Origin of the sequence: Thiosulfatimonas sediminis, assembly GCF_011398355.1 — a bacterium.
Taxonomy (GTDB): domain Bacteria; phylum Pseudomonadota; class Gammaproteobacteria; order Thiomicrospirales; family Thiomicrospiraceae; genus Thiomicrorhabdus; species Thiomicrorhabdus sediminis_A.
On sequence record NZ_AP021889.1, the window covers coordinates 1560299 to 1585672 of the forward strand.

General features: G+C 45.1%; 25 protein-coding genes. 11 read left to right on the forward strand and 14 right to left on the reverse strand.

Features of this window, described 5'->3' with window-relative positions; translation table 11 throughout:
- Positions 1–13: 13 nt before the first annotated feature.
- The 3 genes from clpA to HRR27_RS07240 all read right to left on the reverse strand — a co-directional run bounded on the left by clpA (position 14) and on the right by HRR27_RS07240 (position 3549).
- Complete coding sequence (clpA, locus tag HRR27_RS07230) at positions 14–2242, reverse strand: ATP-dependent Clp protease ATP-binding subunit ClpA (RefSeq protein ID WP_173272306.1); 2229 nt, start codon at positions 2240–2242, stop codon at positions 14–16.
- On the reverse strand, positions 2243–2560 hold the full coding sequence (clpS, locus tag HRR27_RS07235; protein ID WP_173272308.1) for an ATP-dependent Clp protease adapter ClpS: 318 nt from the start codon (positions 2558–2560) through the stop codon (positions 2243–2245).
- Between the two features lie 140 nt (positions 2561–2700).
- Complete coding sequence (locus HRR27_RS07240) at positions 2701–3549, reverse strand: DnaJ domain-containing protein (RefSeq protein WP_173272310.1); 849 nt, start codon at positions 3547–3549, stop codon at positions 2701–2703.
- A 191-nt stretch (positions 3550–3740) separates the two neighbouring features.
- Here HRR27_RS07240 and HRR27_RS07245 point away from each other — a divergent pair, with 191 nt between their 5' ends.
- Positions 3741–4307 carry a PhnA domain-containing protein gene (locus HRR27_RS07245; protein ID WP_173272312.1) on the forward strand — a complete coding sequence of 189 codons (567 nt, stop codon included), beginning with the start codon at positions 3741–3743 and terminating at the stop codon, positions 4305–4307.
- 145 nt (positions 4308–4452) lie between these two features.
- Positions 4453–5169 carry a YebC/PmpR family DNA-binding transcriptional regulator gene (locus tag HRR27_RS07250; protein WP_173272314.1) on the forward strand — a complete coding sequence of 239 codons (717 nt, stop codon included), beginning with the start codon at positions 4453–4455 and terminating at the stop codon, positions 5167–5169.
- On the opposite strand, the gene HRR27_RS07255 is transcribed toward HRR27_RS07250, so the two are convergent.
- On the reverse strand, positions 5148–6074 hold the full coding sequence (locus HRR27_RS07255) for an alpha/beta hydrolase (protein ID WP_173272316.1): 927 nt from the start codon (positions 6072–6074) through the stop codon (positions 5148–5150). The genes HRR27_RS07250 and HRR27_RS07255 overlap by 22 nt on opposite strands.
- A gap of 409 nt (positions 6075–6483) precedes the next feature.
- Between HRR27_RS07255 and HRR27_RS07260 the strand changes: the two genes are divergently transcribed.
- Positions 6484–6891, forward strand: a complete 408-nt coding sequence (locus HRR27_RS07260) for an H-NS histone family protein (protein ID WP_173272318.1) — start codon at positions 6484–6486, stop codon at positions 6889–6891.
- Between the two features lie 111 nt (positions 6892–7002).
- On the opposite strand, the gene HRR27_RS07265 is transcribed toward HRR27_RS07260, so the two are convergent.
- Positions 7003–9219, reverse strand: a complete 2217-nt coding sequence (locus HRR27_RS07265; RefSeq protein WP_173272320.1) for an NADP-dependent isocitrate dehydrogenase — start codon at positions 9217–9219, stop codon at positions 7003–7005.
- Positions 9220–9602: 383 nt separating this feature from the next.
- Here HRR27_RS07265 and HRR27_RS07270 point away from each other — a divergent pair, with 383 nt between their 5' ends.
- The 4 genes from HRR27_RS07270 (at position 9603) to HRR27_RS07285 (ending at position 12609) form a co-directional block, all read left to right on the forward strand.
- A complete protein-coding gene (locus tag HRR27_RS07270; protein WP_173272322.1) occupies positions 9603–10316 on the forward strand; it encodes a pseudouridine synthase in 714 nt (237 codons plus the stop codon).
- A 77-nt stretch (positions 10317–10393) separates the two neighbouring features.
- Complete coding sequence (mnmA, locus tag HRR27_RS07275; RefSeq protein WP_173272324.1) at positions 10394–11521, forward strand: tRNA 2-thiouridine(34) synthase MnmA; 1128 nt, start codon at positions 10394–10396, stop codon at positions 11519–11521.
- A gap of 83 nt (positions 11522–11604) precedes the next feature.
- The gene (gene hflD, locus HRR27_RS07280) at positions 11605–12321 is read left to right on the forward strand and encodes a high frequency lysogenization protein HflD (RefSeq protein ID WP_173272326.1); all 717 of its coding nucleotides are present in this window, start codon (positions 11605–11607) and stop codon (positions 12319–12321) included.
- A gap of 12 nt (positions 12322–12333) precedes the next feature.
- On the forward strand, positions 12334–12609 hold the full coding sequence (locus tag HRR27_RS07285; RefSeq protein ID WP_173272328.1) for a cupin domain-containing protein: 276 nt from the start codon (positions 12334–12336) through the stop codon (positions 12607–12609).
- A gap of 104 nt (positions 12610–12713) precedes the next feature.
- On the opposite strand, the gene HRR27_RS07290 is transcribed toward HRR27_RS07285, so the two are convergent.
- A complete protein-coding gene (locus tag HRR27_RS07290; protein ID WP_173272330.1) occupies positions 12714–14612 on the reverse strand; it encodes a SurA N-terminal domain-containing protein in 1899 nt (632 codons plus the stop codon).
- Positions 14613–14705: 93 nt separating this feature from the next.
- Positions 14706–15290 carry a hypothetical protein gene (locus tag HRR27_RS07295; RefSeq protein ID WP_173272332.1) on the reverse strand — a complete coding sequence of 195 codons (585 nt, stop codon included), beginning with the start codon at positions 15288–15290 and terminating at the stop codon, positions 14706–14708.
- 115 nt (positions 15291–15405) lie between these two features.
- Here HRR27_RS07295 and HRR27_RS07300 point away from each other — a divergent pair, with 115 nt between their 5' ends.
- From HRR27_RS07300 to tnpC, 4 genes are all read left to right on the forward strand, one after another.
- Entirely contained in the window at positions 15406–15765 is a 360-nt protein-coding gene (locus tag HRR27_RS07300) for a response regulator (protein ID WP_173272334.1), read from the forward strand.
- A gap of 101 nt (positions 15766–15866) precedes the next feature.
- On the forward strand, positions 15867–16226 hold the full coding sequence (gene tnpA / locus HRR27_RS07305) for an IS66-like element accessory protein TnpA (RefSeq protein WP_173272336.1): 360 nt from the start codon (positions 15867–15869) through the stop codon (positions 16224–16226).
- Positions 16223–16552: an IS66 family insertion sequence element accessory protein TnpB gene (tnpB, locus tag HRR27_RS07310; protein WP_173272338.1), complete on the forward strand. Its 330-nt coding sequence runs from the start codon at positions 16223–16225 to the stop codon at positions 16550–16552. The genes tnpA and tnpB overlap by 4 nt, the downstream gene beginning before the upstream one ends.
- Before the next feature lie 17 nt (positions 16553–16569).
- Complete coding sequence (gene tnpC / locus HRR27_RS07315) at positions 16570–18123, forward strand: IS66 family transposase (protein ID WP_173272340.1); 1554 nt, start codon at positions 16570–16572, stop codon at positions 18121–18123.
- Between the two features lie 133 nt (positions 18124–18256).
- Here tnpC and HRR27_RS07320 read toward each other — a convergent pair whose 3' ends face one another.
- The 7 genes from HRR27_RS07320 to hfq form a co-directional block, all read right to left on the reverse strand.
- On the reverse strand, positions 18257–19579 hold the full coding sequence (locus HRR27_RS07320) for an adenylosuccinate synthase (protein ID WP_173272342.1): 1323 nt from the start codon (positions 19577–19579) through the stop codon (positions 18257–18259).
- A 101-nt stretch (positions 19580–19680) separates the two neighbouring features.
- Positions 19681–20838 (reverse strand): ATP phosphoribosyltransferase regulatory subunit, encoded by a 1158-nt coding sequence (locus HRR27_RS07325; protein ID WP_173272344.1) that lies wholly within the window; start codon positions 20836–20838, stop codon positions 19681–19683.
- A gap of 64 nt (positions 20839–20902) precedes the next feature.
- On the reverse strand, positions 20903–21088 hold the full coding sequence (locus HRR27_RS07330; protein ID WP_173272346.1) for a DUF2065 domain-containing protein: 186 nt from the start codon (positions 21086–21088) through the stop codon (positions 20903–20905).
- Positions 21089–21210: 122 nt separating this feature from the next.
- On the reverse strand, positions 21211–22080 hold the full coding sequence (hflC, locus tag HRR27_RS07335) for a protease modulator HflC (protein WP_173272349.1): 870 nt from the start codon (positions 22078–22080) through the stop codon (positions 21211–21213).
- Complete coding sequence (gene hflK, locus HRR27_RS07340) at positions 22080–23309, reverse strand: FtsH protease activity modulator HflK (RefSeq protein WP_173272352.1); 1230 nt, start codon at positions 23307–23309, stop codon at positions 22080–22082. The genes hflC and hflK overlap by 1 nt, the downstream gene beginning before the upstream one ends.
- Before the next feature lie 213 nt (positions 23310–23522).
- Positions 23523–24827 (reverse strand): ribosome rescue GTPase HflX, encoded by a 1305-nt coding sequence (hflX, locus tag HRR27_RS07345; RefSeq protein ID WP_173272354.1) that lies wholly within the window; start codon positions 24825–24827, stop codon positions 23523–23525.
- A gap of 194 nt (positions 24828–25021) precedes the next feature.
- A complete protein-coding gene (gene hfq, locus HRR27_RS07350) occupies positions 25022–25291 on the reverse strand; it encodes an RNA chaperone Hfq (RefSeq protein WP_173272357.1) in 270 nt (89 codons plus the stop codon).
- Positions 25292–25374 lie beyond the last annotated feature (83 nt).

A 25374-nucleotide genomic window follows, 5' to 3' on the forward strand; every position in this document is an offset into this window, starting at 1 on the left:
GAATTAAAACACCTTAGTCAATCACAAAAACCAACTGTTCATCTTCTAAGTTGACCAAAACATCGCCGCCATTTTGCAAATCACCAAACAGTAATTTTTCTGCGAGCGGTTGTTTAAGTTTTTCCTGAATCAAACGAGCCATAGGTCTGGCCCCCATCAATGGATCATAACCTTTTTGCGCCAACCAGGCACGAGCTTCATCTGACAGCGTTAAATTAACTTTTTTCTCATGCAAAGCGGCTTCTAATGCATAAATGAATTTATTCACTACCGATTCCATCGACGCTTGCGACAAGCGATTAAATTGAATGATACCGTCCAAACGATTGCGGAACTCTGGGGTAAAAACACGTTTTAACTCACCATCAAAATCCATACTGTGATCTTGGACGGTAAAACCAATCGATGCCCGCGCCATCTGCTCTGCGCCCACATTCGAAGTCATAATCAACGTGATATTACGAAAATCCGCTTTACGGCCATTATTATCGGTCAAGGTGCCGTGATCCATTACTTGCAGCAGCAAATTAAACACATCAGGATGCGCTTTTTCAATCTCATCCAGCAATACCACTGCATGCGGATTTTTGCTCACGGCTTCGGTTAACAAACCGCCCTGATCAAAACCGACATAGCCAGGGGGTGCTCCGATCAAACGCGAAACCGTGTGACGTTCCATATATTCCGACATATCAAAGCGAATCATCTCCACACCCAACAATTTAGCCAACTGCTGCGATAATTCAGTTTTGCCAACCCCGGTCGGCCCTGCAAACAAGAAACTGGCGGTCGGCTTATGTGGCTCACTCAATCCTGAACGCGCCAACTGCACCGCCTTACTCACCTGCTCAACCGCATGATCCTGCCCAAATACCACCCTTTTTAAATTCTGCTCTAAATCTTTTAAGGTCTCTTTCTCTTTTTGAGTAATTTGCGCCACCGGAATACGCGCAATCGCAGCCACCACTTGTTGAACTTCATGCACCCCAATTTGCTTACGGCGCTTCGACACGGGTGCGAGAGCCTGTTTAGCGCCTGCTTCGTCAATCACATCAATCGCTTTGTCCGGCAGATGGCGATCTGTAATATAGCGCGCCGACAAAGCAACCGCTTCACGTAACGCCGGCAAAGTGTATTTAACATTATGATGGGTTTCGTATTTGTCTTTAAGCCCTTTTAGAATCGCGACGGTCTCCTCAATAGTGGGCTCTTTGATATCCACCTTTTGAAAACGACGAGCAAGCGCGCGATCTTTCTCAAAAATACCGCGAAATTCATCATAGGTCGTCGCACCGATACAGCGAAGACGTCCAGAAGAGAGCGCCGGTTTCATTAAGTTGGATGCGTCCATCGCGCCGCCTTGTACGGCCCCAGCACCGATAATGGTATGGATTTCATCAATAAACAGCACGGCGTGCTCATGTTCTTCCAAGGCTTTGAGCACCGATTTAAACCGTTTTTCAAAATCCCCACGATAACGCGTTCCAGCCAAAATTGCGCCCATATCCAAACTAAAAACCACGGCATTCGCTAGGATTTCGGGCACATTTTGATGCACGATATTGTAAGCCAGACCTTCGGCTACCGCCGTCTTACCAACGCCTGGTTCACCCACCAGTAAAGGGTTATTCTTACGGCGCCGACTCAGCACTTCCATGGTACGGTTAATCTCCCAATCGCGGCCAATAATCGGATCAATTTTACCCACTTCCACTTGTTCATTCAGATTAACGGCAAAGGCGCTCAAGGGCGATGCCGCACTTTCATTCGGCGCGCCATTGTCAACATGCGGCTCAGACGGAATCAGCTGTTCATCATCCTGCACCGTTACACCGTGCGACAAGTAATTGGTCACATTCAAACGATCAACGCCGTGACTTTCTAATACATAGACCGCGGTGGACTCTTGCTCACTTAATATTGAAGCCAATACGTGCGTCGGCAAAACTTCTTGGTAACCGTTACTCTGTACAAAATAGATGGCGCGTTCAATCACGCGCTGAAAGCTCATCGTTGGCTGCAACTCATGCGCATGTTCACTGACTAACTCTGCCTCAAGATACTTTTCCAAATCGTCCATTATCCGCTCGGGATTGGCACCACAAGCAATCACCACATCTTGCACCGAGCGCGATTCGAGTAACTGCAACAGCAGATGCTCAAGCGTAACAAACTCATGCTGATACTCACTGGCAACACCAAAGGCACCACTTAAAATTTGCTGCAATTCTTTGCTTAACATCTAAGCCACCTCCATCTGACACATGAGCGGATGCGCATGTTCACGCGCATAAATATTCACTTGACGAACCTTCATCTCCGCCACCTCGCGGCTATAGACACCACAAACACCTTTGCCCTCGTGATGAACTTTAAGCATCACCGCATGAGCGCGTAATTCATCCATACCAAAAAACTTCTGTAACACTTCAATCACAAATTCCATGGTTGTGTAGTCGTCATTCAAGAGTACCACTTGATAACGCTTTGGCGGTTTGAGCTTGGGTTTGGCACGATCTAATAAAAGATTGCCGTCATCATGGTTGAGGTGCTGTGACATTTTTTTTCACTTGTTTATTAAAATACTGCATTATAAATAAGACTCAATCTGGATTTTTCAAGCACCTGACTTAAGAAGGCACAGAACACGCACTTCATTGATTACCGCGCAGAATGACAATGGGTGACCCGTCAATCTCTTTACTCGATAGGAATCAGTTTTGCATATAAATCACCCGCTGGATTTTGTTCATCCGCTGGTAAACCCATTTCACGGAACAATAGGGTTTCATCTAAATTAAAATTCTCAGGCACCAGCCATTCAACTCGACCACTGGGACTTTCGATATACACCGTTTTACCTGGTTTAATAAACAGCCGTGGAATCTCGAAATTGCCATAAATATCGCCATTTTGTAAACGAAATCGTTCTTCATCAATTTTGATATTAAAACGCACCAGATAATCTCCAGATTCGCCACCAAATAGGCCGCGATAGCCTTTATCTTTTAAACGAAACGTTTTGCCAGTAAACGCTTGCCGAGTAAATTTCATCTGCACTTTCAAACCGGGAATATAAAAACTCCCTAAGCGTAATAAACGAATCGCGTAACGCAAAGTAATCGGATAGACCACTTCGCGGTTTTTACCGTTAATCGGTGTTTGTCCAAAACTGTAATCCGTTTGTCGAAAATCTTGTGGCGGCGTCTGTGGTTGGCGATGCGGCCTCTCCTGCGATTTGCGCACGGGATTCGTCTTGGCCTGTTTAGAAGGTTCTGACGGGCTATTGCGTACCGTTTCACACCGGCGCAAGCGCGACTGCAATGCGCGTTGATAAGCCAAGCAATAGGCATCACGATACTTGTGCAAAACTTCATAAGCGTTTGCGATTTCTTGAAAACGCGCCTGCGCATTATGAATTTTGGAAACATCCGGATGATAGCGCCGCGCCATGCGCCGATAAGCTTGCTTTACGCTCTGCGGATTGGCGCCAAAATGCACACCAAGTACCGCGAAATAGTCCACCCCGACATCAAAGTTTGCGTTCAAATCCGCTAATCCATTCGTAATCCAAAAAAAGCCGCTGTCAATTTTAGCAAAAATTACTCAATAAACCTGCTCAGTTACGCATGAATCCATCTTCACCGCATATTTTCAATGCGAAAATCCGCTAGAGTCTGGAGGCATTCGGTCATTTTATGCATAATAGCGTATTTATCATTTTTAACTTAGGATAAGCAATGACTATCAAAGAGCAGCTTTTACACCGTAGCGAACATCACTGTGAACTCTGTGGAGCCACTGAAAACCTTGAGGTCATGGCAGTGTCACCGTCTGACGGCTCTGCTGATGAGTCTATTTTATTGTGCCAAATTTGTCGTGAGCAAATAGAGAATCCGAACAAACGCGACCCTCATCACTGGCGCTGCTTGAATGATGCCATATGGAATCCTAATCCAGCAGTACAAGTCGTCGCTTATCGCCTACTGCATGAAATGGCCGCTGAAGGCTGGACACAAGCCTTGCTGGAGATGATGTACATGGAAGATGCCACTCGTGCTTGGGCGCAACAAGGGCTGGTTGGCGAAGAGGAGTCGATTAAGGTCATCGACAGCAACGGCAATCCAATCAACGAAGGCGATGATGTCACCCTGATTAAAGACCTAGAGGTTAAAGGGGCGAATTTCACTGCTAAGCGCGGCACCTTGGTGAAAAACATTCACTTGACCGACAATCCAAAACACATCGAAGGCAAGGTAAACGGCACACAAATCGTCATCATCGCGGCATTCACCAAAAAGGCCTAAGGAAAGACAGAACAAGTTGATGGTTTGCCGTCCTGTCTCAGCAGGCATTTTTCGCATTATCGCCGTGTATTGTGTAAAATCTGCACACTTTATATTTTTAGTTCGGGCATCGAACTCGTTCCTTAGACAAAGTTGGAGAACCCTAATGGGAAGAGCTTATCAAAACCGTAAAGAATCCATGGCAAAAACCTCGGATCAAAAGGCCAAAGTCTACAGCAAATTTTCCAAAGAAATTTATATGTGCGCTAAGCAAGGTGGCGTCGAAACATCCGCTAATTTAGCTCTCGCGGGCTTGATTGAACGCGCCAAAAAAGAGCAAGTTCCGGCACACGTTATCGACAAAGCCCTAGACAAAGCGCAAGGCGGTGGCGGTGAAGACTTTGCCGTTGCGCGTTATGAAGGTTACGGCCCAGGCAATAGTATGGTGATTGTTGACTGCCTTACCGATAATCCAAACCGAACTTTTGGCGACCTACGCGGGGTCTTTAACAAAGCCAATGCAAAACTCGGCACGCCAGGAAGCGTAAGCCACATGTTCGACCACTCGTCGATTTTTGTATTTAACGGTGATGACGAAGAAGCGATTCTCGAAGCATTGCTGATGGCAGACGTTGATGTCACTGATGTCGAAGCGGATGACGGTAAAATCACTGTCTTTGCACCGAACACCGAATACAACAAAGTTAAACAGGCTTTAGTGGCTAACTTCCCTGACATTTCATTCGACGTCGATGAAATCCAGTTTGTGCCGAACATGACTAAAACCTTGCAAAGCGAAGATTTAGAACTGTTTCTTAAATTCATCCACGCACTTGAAGACATCGACGACGTACAAAACGTCTATTTTGACGTCGAACTATAGTCGGCTGAGTTTGGTAAACTTTCAGTCGGCATAGCCTCTTCTGCCGCTGAAAGTTCCACATCAACCGCCGGCATTTGTTTAACAAATCCCTCAATTTTGTCCGCAATCGGCGCTTTCCACGACAAAATATTAGAAACCACGCCTATCATCAGCGGATGTGATAAAGATTTAATATACAGCGTTTCAACTTCCCCGCCCGACTCACTGATTTTTTGCGCTAAATTGCGCGTGTTTTTCGGAAAAACAATGTCATCATCTAAACTGTGTATTAACAGTGCCGGACTGTTTTTACCATCCACCCAATGAATCGGCTGCGTCTGCTCAAAGTTTGCCTCTGGTGCAAAAATTTGCGGTAAATCTTCGCTACTAAACGGCAAGAAATCATAAGGACCACTAATGCCGATAACCCCAGCCAAACGACGTTGCGAATGAGCCAAAAAAGGCGTATTCAAGCCCAGCATCAGCGCATTGTAAGCACCGGCAGAATGCCCCATCAGAAAAATACGTTGCTGATCGCCGGAAAACTCAGCTATCGAGCGCTCTGTCCATTCCACCGCTTTAGCAGAATCCTTTAAAAAACCTTGATAACCGACTTGTGGCCAAAGCCGATAATTAGGAATAACTGTCACAATGCCACGTTTTGCAAATTCTCTACCAACAAATTGGTACATCGACTTATCGCCTTCTTGCCAACGTCCGCCCCAATAAAAAACAATCACCGGATAAGGTTTATCCGCCATCTCAACTGGACGATAAACATCTAAAGTCAACCCCGTCTGCGCGTCAAAAACAAGATTTTCGCGTACCTCTACGCGATCCTGTTCAGCCAATTGGTTGAGAACATCCACTCCACTGCAACCACTTAAAAACAGAGGAATGGCATAAATAAGAGATTTTAATCGCATGGAATCTTCCCTAATAACGTTATCTTAGAGAGATAAAGAAAAGTCCTCGCTGAAGTCAATCGCGACTTATTCTGCATCTCCTTAACTATTTTTTCATTATTGATACGATTTGCGCGTTTTTTTGGATTCAACCGCTCTTCAAATCTGTTACAAGCCTTTTAATATTGAACTAAGTTTAAAAAAAACAATGAATAAACCATTAATCGTAATGTCATAAATTATTTTTCTAATGATTAAAATATTATTTAAATCCATTAAACTTAGTGAATAAATTTTTTTATTTATTATTATTTGTGTAATGTTATTTAAATAGATAAAATGCCAACTCGTTATTATAAATAACGCCATTATTTGTAATACAACAATGACACAAACAATAAATACAAAATATTCCGCTTGGAGATTTATCATGGAAATAAACGAATTTGCAAAAATTGCTTTGCACCGTAAACGCCTTAAAGCAGCTACTAAAGATTTAGACATCAATCAATTGGAAAAACTGGCTAATGATATTACTGAAATCGTTGCCGAACGCGAACAAGAAATTGCTGATGCACTGGCTGAAAAAGAGGCTCACCAAGCGAAAATTGATGAAATGCGAAATCTACTTCTAGAGCAAGGTTTAACCGTTGATGACTTAATTGACACCCAGAATCATCACAGCGACAAGAAAGCCACCAGTCGCATTGTTGAGCCGAAATACCGAATCGTTGATGAAAATGGGGTTGAACACCTTTGGACCGGCCGTGGTCGAGCACCGAAACCTTTCCAAAAGCAATTGGATCAAGGACACGCCAAAGCGAGTTTCTTAATTTAGTTAGCCTCTAATTTCTAAGCATGTAAAAAAAGCCCGATTGGCATCAAACCAATCGGGCTTTTTTCATTCCGGACAGCATCTATCCGGAATCGACAAATCAGATAATCGTGATTAAATCGCTGAAACAATCTGATTCAAGGTTTTGCTTGGACGCATCACTGCGCTCGCTTTGATCGCATCTGGCTTATAGTAACCGCCCAAATCAACGGCCGCACCTTGTACGCTGTTTAGTTCAGCAACAATCGTCTCCTCTTGCTGGCTTAACTGCTGTGCAATCGGTGCAAAATGCGCTTGCAGTTCTGCATCAATCTCTTGCGCCGCTAACTCTTGCGCCCAGTAAAGCGACAAATAAAAGTGCGAACCACGATTATCCAACTCATTTACTTTACGCGAAGGCGATTTATCATTCCCCAAGAACGTACCTGTTGCACGGTCTAGAGTCTGCGCCAACACTTGCGCTTTCGGATTATCAAAATTTTGCGCCAGATGCTCAAGCGAAACAGCCAATGCCAAAAACTCACCCAGAGAATCCCAGCGCAAATGGTTTTCTTTAACTAACTGCTGCACATGTTTCGGTGCTGACCCGCCAGCACCTGTTTCAAATAAACCGCCACCATTCATTAAAGGCACAATCGACAGCATTTTGGCTGAAGTGCCTAATTCTAAAATCGGGAACAAATCGGTTAGATAATCACGTAGGACGTTACCAGTAACCGAAATCACATCTTTGCCATCTTTAATATGACGCAGAGTAAAACGTGCTGCTTCTGCAGGCGGCATAATATGAATTTCTAACCCAGAAACATCATGATGAGTTAAGTATTCATTCACTTTATTGATAATTTCATGGTCATGTGCACGCTCAGTATCCAGCCAAAAAACCGCCGGCATCCCGCTTAAACGCGCACGACTCACTGCCAACTTCACCCAATCTTGAATTGCGGCATCTTTGGTTTGACACATACGGAAAATATCGCCTTGCTCTACAGTTTGTTCAAGCAATACCTCACCTGTTGCATCTACTGCACGAATAACGCCATTCGCTTTTGCTTGGAAAGTTTTATCGTGCGAACCATACTCTTCCGCTTTTTGTGCCATCAAACCAATATTCGGCACAGTGCCCATGGTCGTCGGGTCAAAGGCGCCATAATGCTTACAAAAACGAATTGTTTCTTCATATACCGTTGCGTAACAACGGTCCGGAATAACCGCAATCGTATCTTGTGTTTGGCCTGCTTTATCCCACATTTTGCCAGAACTACGAATCATCGCTGGCATAGAGGCATCAATAATAACATCCGAAGGCACGTGTAAATTACTGATCCCCTTATCTGAATCGACCATTGCAATCTCTGGACCAGCTGCCATTGCGGCGTCTAAATCGGCTTCAATTTCCGCGCGCTTAGCGGCATCAAGGGTGGCAATTTTTGTGTAAACATCGCCTAAACCGTTATTGACGTTAACGCCAATTTGCGAAAAAATCGCCGCGTGTTTCGCAAACACATCCGCAAAATAAACGCTGACGGCTTGTCCAAAAATAATCGGGTCGGACACCTTCATCATCGTCGCTTTTAAATGCAATGAAAACAACACGCCCTGCGCTTTCGCTTCTTCTTTGGCAGCCTGCAAAAAGCGACGTAATGCGTTTTGAGACATGACAGAAGCGTCCAAAACTTCCCCTTTTTGCAATTTAGCAGCGGCTTTTAACTCACTAACCGAACCATCTTCAGCAACAAATTCAATCTTAAATGAACTGTCTTGTAACAGTGTCAATGACTTTTCTGAACCATAAAAGTCACCCGAATCCATATGCATAACGCGGGTTTTGGAGTCCGCTGACCAAGCACCCATTGAGTGTGGATTTTGTTTCGCATAGTTTTTAACCGACGCTGGAGCACGACGATCCGAGTTGCCTTCACGCAATACAGGATTTACTGCCGAACCAAGCACCTTAGCATAGCGCTCTTTAATTGCCACTTCTATCTCATTGGCTGGATTAGCTGGGTAATCAGGCACAGCAAACCCTTGCGCTTGTAGCTCAACTATCGCGGCGCTTAACTGCGGAATCGATGCTGAAATATTTGGCAATTTAATGATATTGGCTTCCGGTGTTTTTGCCATTTCGCCTAATTCAGCAAGCGCATCCCCAACTCGTTGCTCAGCCTTTAAGGCTTCTGGGAAATTGGCAAGAATCCGCCCTGCTAATGATATATCACGCGTTTCTACTGCGACACCGGCAGCTTTAGTGAACGCCTGAACCATGGGTAAAAAAGAGTATGTGGCCAACATTGGCGCTTCATCAGTTAGCGTATAAATAATCTTGCTCATGTAACCTTCCTAAACGTGCGGCAGTCAAACTGCTTGGTGGTAAATTCGTAAAACTGCGGTTTATTCTACATGACCCCTCTGTAAAGGTTAAGCAGACGCTTATAAGAAATGCGATTTGTTACTGTTTTCAAATAACAAATCAGCGGCATTACCAAGACTAGGGATACACAAAACAAGCTCCCTTGACGGCAACCCGAAATTGCAAGGCGCGAATTCTTCTGTGCCTTAGGCCATTCACGCTAATTCGGTGTCTCCCTAAAGGGTTTTTACGCGATTAAACACAGAATAAACATAGAATATAAAGCACTGTCGCGCTCGCCTCGATACAATGAAGACTAATCTATGTGCTTTGCTCTCAACACTGTAACAATAAAATGAATCCCATGATGAATCCTACATCGCAAATTATCCTATTTAACAAACCTTATAATGTGCTGTGCCAATTTACCGATGATGCCGAACAAGCCTCGCAACGTGAAAATTTAAGCCACTATATTCATCAGCCAAATGTCTACGCAGCAGGTCGTTTAGACCGTGATTCCGAAGGCTTACTCCTGCTGACCGACCACGGACAACTGCAACAACGCATTGCCGATCCGAAGTTCAAATTACCAAAAACCTATTTGGTCCAAGTAGAAGGCGATATTTCGGTGCAGGCGCTGTGTGAACTGCAAAACGGCGTGCCATTAAAAGACGGTAAAACGCTCCCCGCCATAGCGCGTAAAGTAAGCCAACCAGAGTGGCTATGGCCGCGTCACCCACCGATACGAGAGCGCCAAAACATTCCTACATCTTGGTTGGAATTAACCATTCGCGAGGGTAAAAACCGCCAAGTACGGCGTATGACGGCAGCAGTTGGCTTTGCGACTTTGCGCCTGATTCGGATTCAAATCGGCCCATGGAAATTAGACCAAATCGCACTTGGCGAAAGCCAAATCGTGACACTGGCTGACTATCAAGCCCAACTACCCAAAAACTTTACCGACTTTTCGCAAGTCCGAAAAAAAACTCCGGCCAATAAAACTCACCGCACAAAAAAGCACTCTCAACGCCCTAAACAAAGTCCTGCTAGAGCCAAGCGGGTTAAAAAATCATAAGGTCGCTCGGCATTGCAAATTTAGGTAGTGCATCTGCTAAAATAAGCATTTAATTTTATGAGCTGGAGATTTTCTGCATGGCGCACAAACCTGCCAACACCAAAGTCATTGTCGGCCTGTCCGGCGGAGTAGACTCCTCTGTAGCTGCGCTGCTATTAAAACAACAAGGCTATCAGGTGGAAGGGCTATTTATGAAAAACTGGGAAGGCGATGACACCGAAGATTTCTGCCCAGCCGCTGCCGATTTAAAAGATGTGCTTGCGGTTGCCGAGAAACTGGACATTCCGGTGCATATTGAAAATTTCTCCGGCGAATACTGGGATCATGTGTTTGAACATTTTCTCGCTGAATATGCCGTTGGTCGTACACCAAATCCAGACATCCTGTGTAATAAGGAAGTCAAATTTAAAGCCTTTTTAGAGCACGCTTTAGCACTCGGCGCAGACTTTATCGCAACCGGTCACTATGCGCGCATTACACGCGATGCTGACAACCGATGCCATTTACTCAAAGGTTTAGACGATAATAAAGACCAATCATATTTTCTCTACACCTTGCAACAGCACCAGTTACAGAAGTCTCTGTTTCCGGTCGGTGAACTTGCCAAACCTCAGGTACGAGAAATCGCCGAATCCGCGGGCCTTATTACTCACGATAAAAAAGACAGCACCGGCATCTGCTTTATTGGTGAACGCAAATTTAAAGATTTTCTTCAGCGTTTTCTACCCGCCCAACCTGGCGATATTGTCGATGACCAGAATAACATTATCGGTAAACATGACGGCCTTATGTACCACACATTAGGACAGCGTAAAGGGCTGGGCATCGGTGGTGGCCATGGACAAGGCAACGATCCTTGGTATGCCGCCGATAAAGATTTAACCAATAATCGCCTGATCGCCGTTCAGGGCAAAGACCATCCCTTATTGCAACACCAGTTCTTGATTGCCGATACACTCGATTGGGTCAGTGGCAAAACGCCCCCTCTAAATCAAGACCTTAAAGCTAAAATTCGTTACCGCCAGCCTGAACAACCTTGCCAAATTTTGGCTGAAAGCAACGGTAAAATTTTAGTGAAATTTACACAATCACAAACCGCCATCGCACCAGGGCAATCGGTGGTTTTTTACGACAGTAACGACTGTTTGGGCGGCGGGATTATTGAACAACGCCTGCATCAAGCCACAGTCGCCGATTTAGATTAATTTTTGTAACCTTTAGGGAAACGCAGAATACCTTCTACAAAAGCTGATTCTGCACTCCTTAGCCAATCTATGACCGAGAGCCTATGAGTCAATACACTCAACAAGATCGCACCCTTGCCCTAGTTGGCATCTATCAAGCCGCGCAATTGGTTCTTCAATTGGCGTCCACTGGACAAGCTGATGAGAAAGCGCTTAAAACCACCATCGACTCACTTTTTGTCGACAATCCGAGCAGCACACTCAATGTATTTGGCGACAAAGTAGAAAACGTGCAACTTGGTGTTGAAACCCTTATGGCACAAATGAACGCCAACACAAGTGCGCAAGAGCGCAATATTGAAATAACACGCTATGCCTTAAGCTTGATGATTCTGGCCAAAAAATTACAACAAAATGATGGCTTAGGCAAAATCAGTAATGTCCTAGAAACCGCTGCCGCACAGCGCGAACACTTTGGACAAATGCACGAAAACGTATTAGCCACTCTTGCCAGAGCGTACAGTGAAAACGTCAGTGTATTAACGCCACGCGTCATGGTTAATGGTCACCATCAGCATCTCAACAATCAACGTATCGCCAATAAAATTCGCGCTCTGCTTTTGGCGGGCATTCGCGCAGCCCTACTCTGGTATCAAGTTGGCGGTTCACGCTGGGGGCTAATTTGGTCACGCAAAAAATACCTACAAGGCGCAAAAACCCTGCATCGTCCTGCGGCTAACTTTCAAAACGATAAGGTAACCCCTTTATTTAAAGAGACAAGTCCGGAAAAACAGGGCGAGTCTAAAGACGACAAAGAATAAAGGAATCAAACTATGTTACAGATTACTGTGCTGAAAAACCCAAGCCCAGAAGTGATTGCGAGTCGTGGTTGTACCACATGGCCAATTTGGGAAAAAGCCGTAAGCGAATTTCCTTGGTATTACGCCGACAACGAAAGCTGTTGGATTTTAGACGGTGAGGTTACGGTTACGCCAGATGGCGGCGAGCCGGTGACTATTCACGCGGGTGATTTCGTGACATTTCCCGCCGGTCTACACTGCACTTGGAAAATAACCCAACCGATCCGCAAACACTACCAGTTCTTTTAAGCACTTTCAAAAAAGCCGATTATAAAGAAATCTAAAACAAAAAATCCCGACAAATCAGCACGGACTTATCGGGATTCTTGTTTTATCTAAAAACCAAGATTTGGTTATTTAATGGTTTTGTAAATCGCTTTTTTCTCAATATCCGCCGTATTATTTAAGGCTTGCACTCGAGCATTTAATTCTGCGTTGGCGTTTAGCTCTGCATAAGCCTGTTTTAGCGGCTCGCGTTGCTGCGCAGTTAATGGTTTAGCTCGAACCGCATTCAACTGAATCAACACAGTATCGCCCGTCGGTAATTGGTATTCGTGCCATACTGCTTGATTGTCAATCGGCTTAGCAATCTTGAACACTTCTGCCAGCATTTGCGGTAACAAATTTTGCGCATCACGACCGACCCAACCAACCGTATTCCATTCAATACCATTCGTCATGAGCGACTCTGGCGTTTCACCTTGCTTAAGTTTTTCTAAAAGATTCTGCGCTAATTTCGCCGCTTCAGCAATTGAAGCTTCTCGCTCTAACTGCAGCTTAATCTCGGCACTTACTTCAGCCAAAGTTTTTTGACGCTCTGGTTGGTAATCATTGACACGAATAACCACCGCTTGATTTGCACCCATTTCAACGGCTGTTGAGTTCAACTTGTTTTTCAAGACATCGTCCGAGAAAGCCATATTGATCACTTTCTGGTTTGAGGTGATGGCATCTTGCCCGCCGTTACGCGCAAAATATTCAGAAGTCTGCACCTCTAATCCTAAGGCTTCAGCGACCGGCTCAAGGCTATCGGGTTGCTCATAGGCGATGGTGTTTAACTGATCCAACAAAGTGAAGTATTGACGCTCGGCTTGCTGGTTCTGATAATCTGCAAGCACTTCATCACGTACTTCTGCCAAAGCCTTGACCGCACGTGGCATGATCGCATCCAACTTAATCAAATGATAACCAAACTCTGTTTTAATCGGCTCAGAAACTTGACCTGCCTGCATTGAGAAGACAGCTTCATCAAATTCAGGAACCATCATACCTTGCTCAAATGAACCCAAATCGCCACCACTGGTTGCTGAACCAGGGTCTTGCGAAAAAGTCTTTGCTAATTCAGCAAAATCTTCACCGGCAGCAATTTTCGCTTGAATCTCTTTAATTTGCTGCAAAGCTGCAGGCGCATCACTCTCACCTTGAGTACGAATCAGAATATGTCGCGCTTGACGTTTTTCTGGGGTAGCAAACAGCGCTTGATTCTCATTGTAAAACGCTTCAATTGCTTCATCCGTGACTGCAATCTTGGCCGCTAAGGCTGCTTGAGAAAGCTCAACAAAATTGATTTTTACCTTTTCTGACTCTTGATAATCCGCTTTATTGGTTTCGTAGGCGGTCGCAATCTGCTCATCGCTAATCATTACCTTGTCAAAAAACGGACGCTGATCGACGCGTAAATAATTCACTTCACGCTCTTGGCCTTGTAACTGCGCTAATTGGTCGACTTCAACTTCGGAAGCAAAACTTGAATGGCTCAACAACCCCTTAAACTGGTTCTCAACCAGAAATTGTCGCTGCTCATATTCAAAACGGGCAACCGAGAAACCATTATTGGCCAACACCTGCTTGTATTGCTCATCCGAAAAGACTCCGTCCTTCTGGAAAACCGGAGCACCTTGAATCGCGGCAGCCAATTGTGAATCGGAAATTAATAAGCCCTGCTTGTCAGCCCACTGTTCAATCAGTTTGGATTCAATTAAGGCATCCAAAACCTGAGAGCGAAGCGCTTCGTCCTGTACGACAGTGTCATACATATCGCCGAACTGCTGTTGTAAACGCATTTTCTGGGCATTGTAGAGGGTTAAAAATTCACCACTGCCAATGCCTTCGCCGTTCACTTCGGCAACATCAACACTTTTATCACCTTGCGCGTACTGTTCGATACCGAAAAGTGCGAAAGTTAAGATGATTAATCCGACAATCACCCAGGCAATCCAGCCTTGGGCACGATTACGAATAGCTTGTAACATGCGTTTTCCTTTGTTAACAAAGTCAATTTAAATGGTTTGCTATGATACCAAGCTGAGACTATGGTTTCATGAAAATTTGTCGTGTCGTTGATTTTAAAAAAACGGACATTCCGATTCTTGGCGTTGTGCATCGTCTTTGGCTTTTTGCAACGCTGCTTGCTCCGCTTGGCGCTTCGCCTGGGTTACACTAAAATCTTCTTCAAGCGTAAATAACTCAGCCATATCACACGTGACACCATGCAAACCACCCTCGGGAAATCTCGCCAGAAAATCGTCAACGTGTTCAGAAAGTAATTTAACCTGTTCATTTTGCAAGTTTTTTAAGGCAATATCACTGCCGTAAAAATCACTCTGAAGCGCATTCAAGATGGCTGTCCTATCCCAGGATTCAATCCCGAAACGCAAGCAGATAATAAACCAAGACGCATCAATATCGCCTAAATCTAAAACAAAAACCGACTCTTCACCGCTTTTGCTTTCGCCTTTTTCTAATACATACTGCGCTTTGCCATCAGCATTTAAATCAACACGATCTATCAAAAATTCCCAACCCGGCTGCCACGCTTCAGTGTCTTGACTTAAATCGCAGGCGAATAAGGACGACTGATGAACTTGAGCGAATGCTTGTGCATTCGCCATTTTCAACGCCGTTGGAATCATTTGCATTAATTGAACCATAATCTGCCTTTTCCTTAATTTCTATCAACGCGCGCAATTTTAGCAAACTTTGCCAATAGGCGTTACAAGTCACTTCCGATACAATGCCAGTGTTACCGAAAAAGGAATTTCTCCAATGAAGCAAGTACTTTATGTTGATGATGCCGCATCGATGCGTAAACTGGTCAATCTGGTATTACAAAACCACTATCAAGTTACTCTAGCGAGCAATGGCGTAGAGGGCTTAGAAAAAATCCAACAACAGGATTTTGACGTAATTATCAGCGATGTGAACATGCCTATTATGGACGGTTTAGGTTTCTTAGAAGCTTTACGTCAATTAGAAAGAAGCCGCTTTACGCCAGTGTTGATGCTTACCACTGAAGCCAGCCCTGAACTCAAAATGCGCGGCCGTGAGTTAGGTGCAACCGGCTGGATTGTTAAACCGTTTGATCCAGAAAAACTGCCCTCACTGATTGAACGCGCCTGTAGTTAAGCGGTAACGAAACAAGGTAAGCGTCCGGTGAATACCTCTTCTGACCATTGCTTTTTTGTGAATAATTTGGTGTCCACGCAATTTTAATGGACACCTAATTTATGAACACACCCAACACTGCTCAAAATCTTCCCGTTGCAAAGCAGCCCAGAAAACGTTATCCCACCGAATTTAAGCGCCAGATCTTAGAAGCTTGTCATCAGCCCAATACTTCCATCGCTCAAGTGGCTCGAGAGCATGGCTTGAATGCTAATCTGATTCACAATTGGAAGCGGGCTTTAAAAACACCCTCTGATGTAACAGTGCAACCGGCTTTTATCCCTCTACCGATGGAAACTGCGTCAAAAACGTCTACAAACGTGTTAATTGAATTGCCTTCGACCCAAGGCAAGATTGCCGTGCACTGGCCTGTCACAGAATTGGCCAAATTAAGCGCCTTTGTCAAGTCGGTGCAGTCATGATTCGAATCGACCATTATTGGCTTGCCACTGAACCTTTGGATATGCGTGCCGGACCCGATACCGCATTATCTCGAGTGATTGCCGTGTTTGGTGAAGCCAAGCCTCATCATGCGTATCTGTTTGCGAATAAGCGAAGCAATCGAATGAAGATACTGATCCACGATGGCTTAGGCATCTGGCTGTGTGCTCGACGTTTGAATCAAGGTAAATTCCATTGGGCTGAGCTGTGGCGAGGCGAATCCGTGACACTCTCCCCTGAACAATGTCTGGCACTGGTGCAGGGCTTGCCTTGGCAACGACTCGAGACTTCCCTTGCTCTGAGTTAGTCTTTATAATCCGCGGCATGAAAACGCTGCTAAACCTCAATCAACTCTCTGCCCACCAGTTACGGACACTGGCAGCGCAGTTGTTGGTTCAGGTTGAAGAAAAAGACCAGCGCATCGCCGCCGATGCCAAAGCCATTCAACAAAAAGAGCTTAAAATCGATCAACTCACGCATGAGTTGGCCTATCTGAGACGTCTAAAATTCTCTCATAAGAGCGAACAGCTCTGTGCGTTACAGATGTCGCTACTCGATGAGGTGAGTGATGCGGATATTGCGGCGATTGAATCGGAACTGGATGCGCTTAGAGACAAAACCGACACAGCGCAACCAAAGAAAAAACCTAAGCGTCGGCCGCTACCCGAACACCTACCTCGTCTTGACATCCGTCATGATCCCGAATCCACCACCTGTTCATGTGGCTGTCAATTACGCCATATTGGTGAAGACGTCAGTGAGAAGCTGGATTATCTGCCGGGGACGTTTCAAGTGGAACGTCATATTCGCTCCAAATGGGCGTGCGATGCCTGTGAAACTCTGGTTCAAAAACCGATGCCCCCACAAATCATTGACAAAGGTCTGCCCACCTCTGGGTTACTCGCACATCTGCTCATCGCCAAATACGCTGATCACTTACCGCTGTATCGTCAAGCTCAGATCTTTGAACGGGCCGGTGTTAAATTACCCAGTTCCACTTTAGCCGAATGGGTCGGCGTCTGTGGTGTTCAACTTGAACCGGTGGCTCAAGCACTCAAAGACTTTTTGCTGACGCAACCGGTCTTGCACGCCGATGAAACCCCAGTGCCCATGCTCAAGCCGGGGAATAAGAAAACCCATAAAGCCTATCTGTGGGCCTACACCAATCCAGCCAATGCAGAACACAACGCGGTGTATTACCACTTTAGTGAAGGACGAAACGGCAAGTTTGCACGAGAAGCCCTACAAGACTGGAAAGGCGCACTGGTGTGTGATGACTATCCTGGGTACAAAGCCAGTTTTAAACAAGGCGTGACCGAAGTGGGTTGTATGGCGCATGCCCGTCGTAAGTTCGTTGAGCTGCATGAAAGCGGCAAAAGCACGATTGCGATTCAAGCCATCGACATGATGGGGCAACTTTACGCGATTGAAAAAGAGATTCAACCCTTGCCCCCAGAGGAACGACAGACCATCCGGCAGCAAAAATCCAAACCGATCATGGACTTGCTGCTCAAATGGCTGAAGGTCCATCGAGAAAAAGTGCCCAAAGGTGGGGCAACGGAAAAAGCGATTAACTATAGTCTGAAGCGTTGGGATGCCTTAAGCCGATATCTCGGAGATGGCCGCCTGCCCATCGATAATAACTGGGTGGAAAATCAAATACGACCTTGGGCGTTAGGTCGCAAGAATTGGTTGTTTGCCGGCAGTCTGCGCAGTGGTCAACGTGCCGCGAATATTATGAGCTTGATTCAATCAGCTAAAAACAATGGTCTGGAGCCTTACGCCTATCTCAAAGAGGTGCTTGAACGCTTGCCCAGCCATAAAGCCAGTCAAATCGACCAACTCCTACCGCACAATTGGCAGCCTAGCAACCGGTGATTGCCGGACGGTTACGAAACAAGTTACCATACGACAGGCATAACACCATTTGCCTTGAGCGAATAAAATCAATTCAGTAAAACGCAAAAAGCCAAGCAATTTGCTTGGCTTTTCAGGGAATCACGATTGGAGATTACACCTCAAACGGGTCTTCTAACACCAAGGTTTCCGAACGATCTGGGCCAGTCGAAAGAATCGACACTTTCACACCAACTTCACTTTCTAGGAAACGAATGTAATCTTTCGCCGCTTGCGGTAACGCATCCCAAGATTCCACACCCACCGTTGAGGTTTGCCAACCCGGCATGGTCACGTAATTAGGTTCACAACGCTCATACTCATCGGCACTGGAAGGCGGCAACAATAAAGTCTCGCCATCTTTGCTGTAAGAGATACAGATTTTAACTTCCGCCAAATTATCCATAACATCTAACTTAGTTAAGCAGATACCGGTTAAACCGTTAATTTGCGCTGAACGGCGCAAAGCGACTGCGTCAAACCAACCACAACGACGCTGACGGCCAGTGGTTGCGCCAAACTCACGTCCACGCGTGCCAAGCTCTTTACCAACCTCATCACCGACATCGGTTGCACAGTCGTAACACAATTCAGTTGGGAATGGACCGCCGCCAACTCGAGTGGCATAAGCCTTAGTAATACCTAAAACATAATCCAATTGCGTTGGTCCAATCCCCGCACCCGAAGCCGCCCCACCAGAAGTTGTATTCGACGAAGTCACATAAGGGTAAGTTCCTTGGTCGATATCTAATAAAGTACCTTGCGCACCTTCAAACATTAGGTTTTTACCTTGACGATTGTAGGTATCAATCAGATTTGGAATATCCGCTAACATAGGTACAATCAAATCGGCATAAGCTTGGCATTTTTGCCAAAGTTGTTCAAAATCGACCTTTTCGGCTTTGTAGTAATGCTCCAAAGCAAAATTATGAAATTCCAAAATTTCTTGTAATTTAACTCTGAACTGTTCCATATTACGCAAATCGCCAGCACGTAAACCGCGACGCGCCACCTTATCTTCGTAGGCCGGCCCGATACCACGACCTGTCGTACCAATCGCTTTTTTACCGCGCGCCATTTCGCGTGCTTGGTCAAGCGCAACGTGATAATCCAAAATTAACGGACACGCATCCGAAATTTTTAAACGATTTTTAACTTGTAAACCGGTTGCTTCTAAATCATTCACTTCTTTTTGTAGGGCTTCTGGCGCTAAAACCACACCGTTACCAATAAAACATTCAACTTTTTCACGCAAAATGCCGGAAGGAATAAGATGCAATACGGTTTTATGACCGTCGATAACCAGGGTGTGTCCGGCATTGTGACCACCTTGAAAGCGCACGACGGCAGCCACTCGATCGGTCAGCAAATCAACGATTTTCCCTTTACCTTCGTCACCCCATTGGGTACCGACAACAACAATATTGCGTTTGGTCATAAAATGTATCTTCTTAGTTTTTAAAATTTCATACACAACAAAAGAGGCTCGATGTAAAACCAACGCCTCCTCTGCATTTCTAAAAGTGTTTACTTGGCCAGTTAAATCAGCTGCCATTCACCATTTTGGTTACTAAGCTTCGTGCCGTTTTCGCAATCTAAATCATAAGACTTAATCACTTTAACACCTTGTGCCTTAAGTGCTTCAATTTTTGCCTGCAACCTTGCGTCAGATAGACAAGGGGCGTAAACCACCTCAACATTGTGGGTCACATCAGCCAATAAATCCAAGGAACCACGTAAATCTAGACTAAAGCCTGTGGCTGGTAAGGCCAAACCAAAATCGGCACCGATATTATCATAGCGTCCACCTTTGGCAATCGGCTGCAAGAAACCGCACGCGCTGTAAGCGGCAAAGATAATTCCTGTATGGTACTGGAAACCGCGAATATCGGCCAAATCCAAATGGATATCTACACCGTTATGGGTCGCTTGTAAATGACGTACCATTTCAGCCAAATGGTTTAAATAGGCGTCCATTTTCGATGAAAGCCCAGCAAACTCGGCTTGCGCACGCGAAATGGTTTGTGCCGCGTTGCCGCAATAAGAGATTAACTGAGTAAAACGCGGTGTCCAATCTGCAGCAACATTATCCGCAATAAATGCTTCAAACTCTGGAATCGCTTTGCGCTCTAAAATATCAATCAGCTCACTGCCTTGAGTTTCATTCAACCCCGCAAGCGCAATCAATTCATCCACAATGCCAACATGACCAAGACTTAATTTAATCGTTAAATTAATTCCTTTTAAGCTTTCCAACATCAACTCGATAATCTCAATATCGCTTTCAATGCCGCCATGCCCAAATAATTCAGCGCCAACTTGAATTGGACTGCGAGAACCTTTGGCTTTATTGTTGCGTGTTTTTAACACCTCACCAACATAGCAAAGACGAGAAATACCGTTATTCGCTTTCAGACGATTTGAGACGATACGCGCAACCTGAGGTGTCATGTCAGCACGCACTCCCATCATTCGTCCGCTCTCTTGATCGGTAAAACGGCAAGTGTCAACGGCCATATGACGAGCTGTTCCGGTCAATAGCGAATCCGTAAATTCAGCTAAGGGTGGTAGCACTAAATCATAACCAGACAGTTCAAACCCATCTAGTAATTGGCGGCGATAGAATTCAAGCTTCTGCGCTTGAGGAGGTAACAGGTCTTCTAAACCTTCCGGCGTAAACCACGACGATTGTTGCATTGTGAACTTCTTTTAATCTTTTGATTTAATCTAAGCGTGCGTATTGTAAAACAAAATGGCACGCTTAACTAAAAATTAGTAGCAGTAGCAAACCGATTGTAATGGAAACCAATCCCATTGTACGCAAGCTACCCTCTGGTAATGCCGAGGCTTCGGCCATCATTTTTTTCCAAACTTCTGGGAACACAAAAGGCAGAAGCCCTTCGATAATAAACACCAAAGCGATGGCTGCAAGTAAGGTTTCAAACATACAAGCCCTATAAACGCTCTGCATCAGCCATCTTGGCGCAACGTCTAAACAGAGCCAATCCGGAGTGCGCATTTGTCAAAAAAAAGGTGGGCAAGCCCACCTTGTTAACCTTTTTCAAAGACTTACTGGCCCGCTGATTGCGAACGGTTATTAAAGTATTTGAAGAAGTCCGAGTTTGGATCAACCACTAGAACATCACCCTTATCAGCAAACGATTTTTGATACGCGTTCATGCTGTGATAAAAAGAGTAAAACTCTGGGTCTTGGTTATAAGCTTTGGCATAAATGTCGGCAGCTGTCGCATCACCACGACCTTTGATCATTTCAGCTTGAGAATATGCATCGGCTAAAATAACCACACGCTGACGATCGGCATCGGCACGAATTTTTTCAGCCGATTCTGCACCTTTAGAACGCAAATCTTTCGCGACACGATTACGTTCTGCTTCCATACGGCGATATACCGATTCAGAAATATCCTTTGCCAAATCAATACGTTTTATGCGTACATCTTCGATTTCAATACCAAACGACTTAGCGGTCATTTCTGTTGCTTCTTTGATTTTCTGTGCGATTTCAACACGCTCGCCAGAGATAACCTCTTTCACCGTACGGTTACCAAATTCAGCACGAAGACCATCTTTTACAATCTGCCCAAGACGCATACCTGCTAAACGGAAATCCCCATTCATAGTGGTGTAGAACTTGGCAACATCCTGAACACGCCAGCGGACAAAAGAATCCACTTCTAAGTTTTTCTTTTCACTGGTCAGAAAACGTTCTGGCGCAGAGTCCAATGTCTGCAGACGTGAGTCAAAGTAACGCACGTTGTTGACAAAAGGCATTTTGAAATGCAGACCCGGCGCGACATCGGCTTTGACGATTTCACCAAGACGCAAAACCACTGCGGTTTCCGACTGTTTAACCATATAAACAGAACCACTGCCAATAAAAATCACTGCCGCAACTAAGATCGATAAAACTGATTTCATTAACGAAGCTCCCTATTTCTTAGGTAATCACGAATATTCGTCGTTGCCGGTTGTTGTTGCGTATTGCTTCCGGTTGTCGAACCGGTTGCCGCGACTGACTTAGGCATCGCATCCGCTTTAAACGGCACCGTTGCCTGTTGACCAATCATCTTATCCAAAGGTAAATACAACAGATTATTGGTACTGTCCGAACCAATAAACACTTTAGATGTACGACCTAACACATTCGACACCGCATCAATATAAATACGATTACGAGTGACTTCCGGCGCTTTACTGTATTCGGTTACGATACTGCTGAAACGCGCCGCCTCACCTTTCGCTTCGGCGATCACTTGATCATGGTAAGCACTTGCTTCTTCCAATTGACGTGCCGCGTTACCGCGTGCAATCGGCAAAATTTCATTTGAATACGCTTCCGCTTCATTAATTAAACGCTCACGGTCTTCTCGCGCTTTTACCACGTCAGCAAAAGAGGCTTGCACCTGCTCAGGTGGCTGCGCATCCTGCAAGTTAACCGAGGTAATCAACAAACCGGCGTTATAAGCATCTAAACGTTCTTGCGCTAACTGCTGAACGCGTGCAACGACTTCATTACGCCCTTCGGTTAGAACAAAGTCCATGGTGCTTTGACCAACCACTTCACGCAAAGCACTTTCTGTAACGATGCGTAGGGTTGGATCTGGATCCGCAATTTCAAACAGATATTTACTGGCGCTTTGCACTTGGTACTGCACAGCAATTTTCAAATCAACAATGTTTTCGTCCTTAGTCAACATCAGTGATTCGTTCGGGACATTACCGGCGACATTACGCACATCGGAACGGTAACCAATTTCTGCAGTACGAATTTGATCGACGTTAACAATAGTGACATTCTCAATCGGGTAGGGAAAATGCCAATGCGGGCCTGCTTTGGTTTCATCCACAAAAGCACCGAAGCGAGTGACCACACCGCGCTCTGCGGGATCAACAATGTAAATACCGGAAAGCATCCAAACGACAAATATCACCCCAAACAGTGCCGCACCGCCAAAACCACCGATACCGCCACTGCCCGAACCACCTGAATTCAGCTTTTCGGCTGCTTTCTTAAATAGCTTGGTTAGATCGTCGTCTCCATTACCGCCACTGCGGCTTGGCTCACGGTCTTTATTATCTCCGCCGCCATTCTTTCCTGAATTGCCCCAAGGATCTTGCCCCGGTTTACCTGGTTCATTCCAAGCCATTCAACCTTCTCCATGCATTAGCATTAACATTTAGCCTAATACCATCCGGATCGTCTCGATATGGCATAGGCAAGAGTTCGACTATTGTAGATAGTCTGTGTGCAAAAGTCATCTATTAAGCGCGCTTATAAAACCGAGCCTTAATCTTATATCCAAGATTGACTGCTTAAGCTGTTCTGCAAAGACGGCAAAACTAAGGACCGTCAAACAGCCTTAAAGTTCGTTAAGCAGTTCGGCACGGTGAAATTCTGGCCAATCTTTAATGCTATTCCATTCGTATTCAGTCAAACTCATGGTAAACAAACTATGACCAGACTCATCAAAGCCCTCTTCTAAAATCGTCCCCAATTGATAAAGTTGCGCCCGTTTTTTTCCCGCCGCGACATCCAGTTCCAAACGAACTTTATAGAAACGCCCTTTAAAAAATGACGCGACCGCATCCATCATCAAATCAACACCAAGCCCATCGCGTGCAGAAATCCACACTCTTTCCGGCGTAAAACCATCATCTGAATAATCCACTTTAGGTTCAATCGGAGACTCTAACGCATCAATTTTATTAAAGATTTTTAATTGCGGAACATCGGCTGCGCCAACCTCGGCGATTACCGCCTCAACATCCGCGATTTTCTCTTCACGATGGGGATCCGCCGCATCAATCAAGTGAATCAACAAATTGGCTTCGCTGGTCTCTTCCAATGTCGAACGGAATGCGGTCACTAAATCGTGCGGAATATGGCGTATAAAGCCGACTGTATCAGCAAAAATAACCGAACCTGCACCCGGTAAATGCACCTTTCGCAAGGTCGAATCCAAGGTGGCAAACAGACGATCTTCAGCATAAACGCCAGCCGAGGTAAGGTAATTGAAAAGCGTCGATTTACCCGCATTGGTGTACCCAACAATCGTCACAGTCGGCAACTCAGAACGCTTACGCGAACGACGACCTAAATCACGTTGTTTACGAACTTTCTCAATTTTCGCTTCTAACTGTTTGATGCGCCCTTGCACCAAGCGACGATCACTCTCTAACTGAGTCTCACCGGGCCCTCGCGCACCAATTCCACCTTGTCGATCTAAGTGACTCCAACCTTTGACTAATCGCGTTGACATACGCTTTAATTGCGCCAATTCAACCTGTAATTTCCCTTCATGCGAACGTGCACGTTGTGCGAAAATATCCAAAATCAGCCCAACGCGATCCAATACATTGACCTCTAAATATTTATTTAGATTTCGTTCCTGAGCGGGTGTTAATGCGTGGTTAAAAATGACCACGTCAGCCTCATACAATGCCACCGCGTCCTTAATCTCTTCCGCCTTGCCTTTACCAATAAAATATTTGGAATCCGGATAACTTCGCTTGGTGGTAATCAAGGTGCAAATTTGCGCACCCGCCGATTCCACTAGCTCATAAAGCTCATCCAATTCTTCGCGGTCGGCCTCTTGATAAAAGTCTACGTGCACCAAAACCGCTTTTTCTAATTCTTGTCGCTCGAAGCGATCAAACAATTCCATTAAGGCTTACCATCTCTACTATATTGGACAATTTCAGACCCGCAAAATCACATTTGTCTGGGTTTTTAAGGCGCACACATTATAGTCATTGCCGTGAAACAAGTGCAGCTAAATGAAAATGCAACCTTAAACACAAAAGGCGAGAAATTACTTTCTCGCCTTTGGCAAATAACATAACGCTGGATTAACAAAAGTTAACTCTCAGGCGTAGCACCATTCTGATCACTTCCGAACTCATAGGGCTTCGGATCACGCATCGGCACAATAGTCGAAATCGCGTGTTTATAGACCATCTGGGTAACATTCGATCGCAGTAGCACCACAAACTGATCAAATGAATCGACCTTACCCTGTAACTTAACGCCGTTAACTAAATAGATAGAAACGTTAATACGTTCCTTACGTAGGGCATTAAGGTAAGGGTCTTGGATAGGCAGAGCCTTAGCTATTTTTTTACTCTCCATGCTGATTCCTATTCTTGTTATTTTTTATTGTTTTGTATTTTTATTTTTTGTTTCTGTTTGGTTATAGTTGGCTTTAAACATCA

What these genes read in the sequence shown, in the direction of transcription:
- clpA (WP_173272306.1), bottom strand. Translation starts at nt 2,242, where the DNA reads ATGTTAAGCAAAGAATTGCAGCAAATTTTAAGTGGTGCCTTTGGTGTT.
- clpS (WP_173272308.1), bottom strand. Translation starts at nt 2,560, where the DNA reads ATGTCACAGCACCTCAACCATGATGACGGCAATCTTTTATTAGATCGT.
- HRR27_RS07245 (WP_173272312.1), top strand. Translation starts at nt 3,741, where the DNA reads ATGACTATCAAAGAGCAGCTTTTACACCGTAGCGAACATCACTGTGAA.
- HRR27_RS07250 (WP_173272314.1), top strand. Translation starts at nt 4,453, where the DNA reads ATGGGAAGAGCTTATCAAAACCGTAAAGAATCCATGGCAAAAACCTCG.
- HRR27_RS07255 (WP_173272316.1), bottom strand. Translation starts at nt 6,074, where the DNA reads ATGCGATTAAAATCTCTTATTTATGCCATTCCTCTGTTTTTAAGTGGT.
- HRR27_RS07260 (WP_173272318.1), top strand. Translation starts at nt 6,484, where the DNA reads ATGGAAATAAACGAATTTGCAAAAATTGCTTTGCACCGTAAACGCCTT.
- HRR27_RS07265 (WP_173272320.1), bottom strand. Translation starts at nt 9,219, where the DNA reads ATGAGCAAGATTATTTATACGCTAACTGATGAAGCGCCAATGTTGGCC.
- HRR27_RS07270 (WP_173272322.1), top strand. Translation starts at nt 9,603, where the DNA reads ATGATGAATCCTACATCGCAAATTATCCTATTTAACAAACCTTATAAT.
- mnmA (WP_173272324.1), top strand. Translation starts at nt 10,394, where the DNA reads ATGGCGCACAAACCTGCCAACACCAAAGTCATTGTCGGCCTGTCCGGC.
- hflD (WP_173272326.1), top strand. Translation starts at nt 11,605, where the DNA reads ATGAGTCAATACACTCAACAAGATCGCACCCTTGCCCTAGTTGGCATC.
- HRR27_RS07285 (WP_173272328.1), top strand. Translation starts at nt 12,334, where the DNA reads ATGTTACAGATTACTGTGCTGAAAAACCCAAGCCCAGAAGTGATTGCG.
- HRR27_RS07290 (WP_173272330.1), bottom strand. Translation starts at nt 14,612, where the DNA reads ATGTTACAAGCTATTCGTAATCGTGCCCAAGGCTGGATTGCCTGGGTG.
- HRR27_RS07295 (WP_173272332.1), bottom strand. Translation starts at nt 15,290, where the DNA reads ATGGTTCAATTAATGCAAATGATTCCAACGGCGTTGAAAATGGCGAAT.
- HRR27_RS07300 (WP_173272334.1), top strand. Translation starts at nt 15,406, where the DNA reads ATGAAGCAAGTACTTTATGTTGATGATGCCGCATCGATGCGTAAACTG.
- tnpA (WP_173272336.1), top strand. Translation starts at nt 15,867, where the DNA reads ATGAACACACCCAACACTGCTCAAAATCTTCCCGTTGCAAAGCAGCCC.
- tnpB (WP_173272338.1), top strand. Translation starts at nt 16,223, where the DNA reads ATGATTCGAATCGACCATTATTGGCTTGCCACTGAACCTTTGGATATG.
- tnpC (WP_173272340.1), top strand. Translation starts at nt 16,570, where the DNA reads ATGAAAACGCTGCTAAACCTCAATCAACTCTCTGCCCACCAGTTACGG.
- HRR27_RS07320 (WP_173272342.1), bottom strand. Translation starts at nt 19,579, where the DNA reads ATGACCAAACGCAATATTGTTGTTGTCGGTACCCAATGGGGTGACGAA.
- HRR27_RS07325 (WP_173272344.1), bottom strand. Translation starts at nt 20,838, where the DNA reads ATGCAACAATCGTCGTGGTTTACGCCGGAAGGTTTAGAAGACCTGTTA.
- HRR27_RS07330 (WP_173272346.1), bottom strand. Translation starts at nt 21,088, where the DNA reads ATGTTTGAAACCTTACTTGCAGCCATCGCTTTGGTGTTTATTATCGAA.
- hflC (WP_173272349.1), bottom strand. Translation starts at nt 22,080, where the DNA reads ATGAAATCAGTTTTATCGATCTTAGTTGCGGCAGTGATTTTTATTGGC.
- hflK (WP_173272352.1), bottom strand. Translation starts at nt 23,309, where the DNA reads ATGGCTTGGAATGAACCAGGTAAACCGGGGCAAGATCCTTGGGGCAAT.
- hflX (WP_173272354.1), bottom strand. Translation starts at nt 24,827, where the DNA reads ATGGAATTGTTTGATCGCTTCGAGCGACAAGAATTAGAAAAAGCGGTT.
- hfq (WP_173272357.1), bottom strand. Translation starts at nt 25,291, where the DNA reads ATGGAGAGTAAAAAAATAGCTAAGGCTCTGCCTATCCAAGACCCTTAC.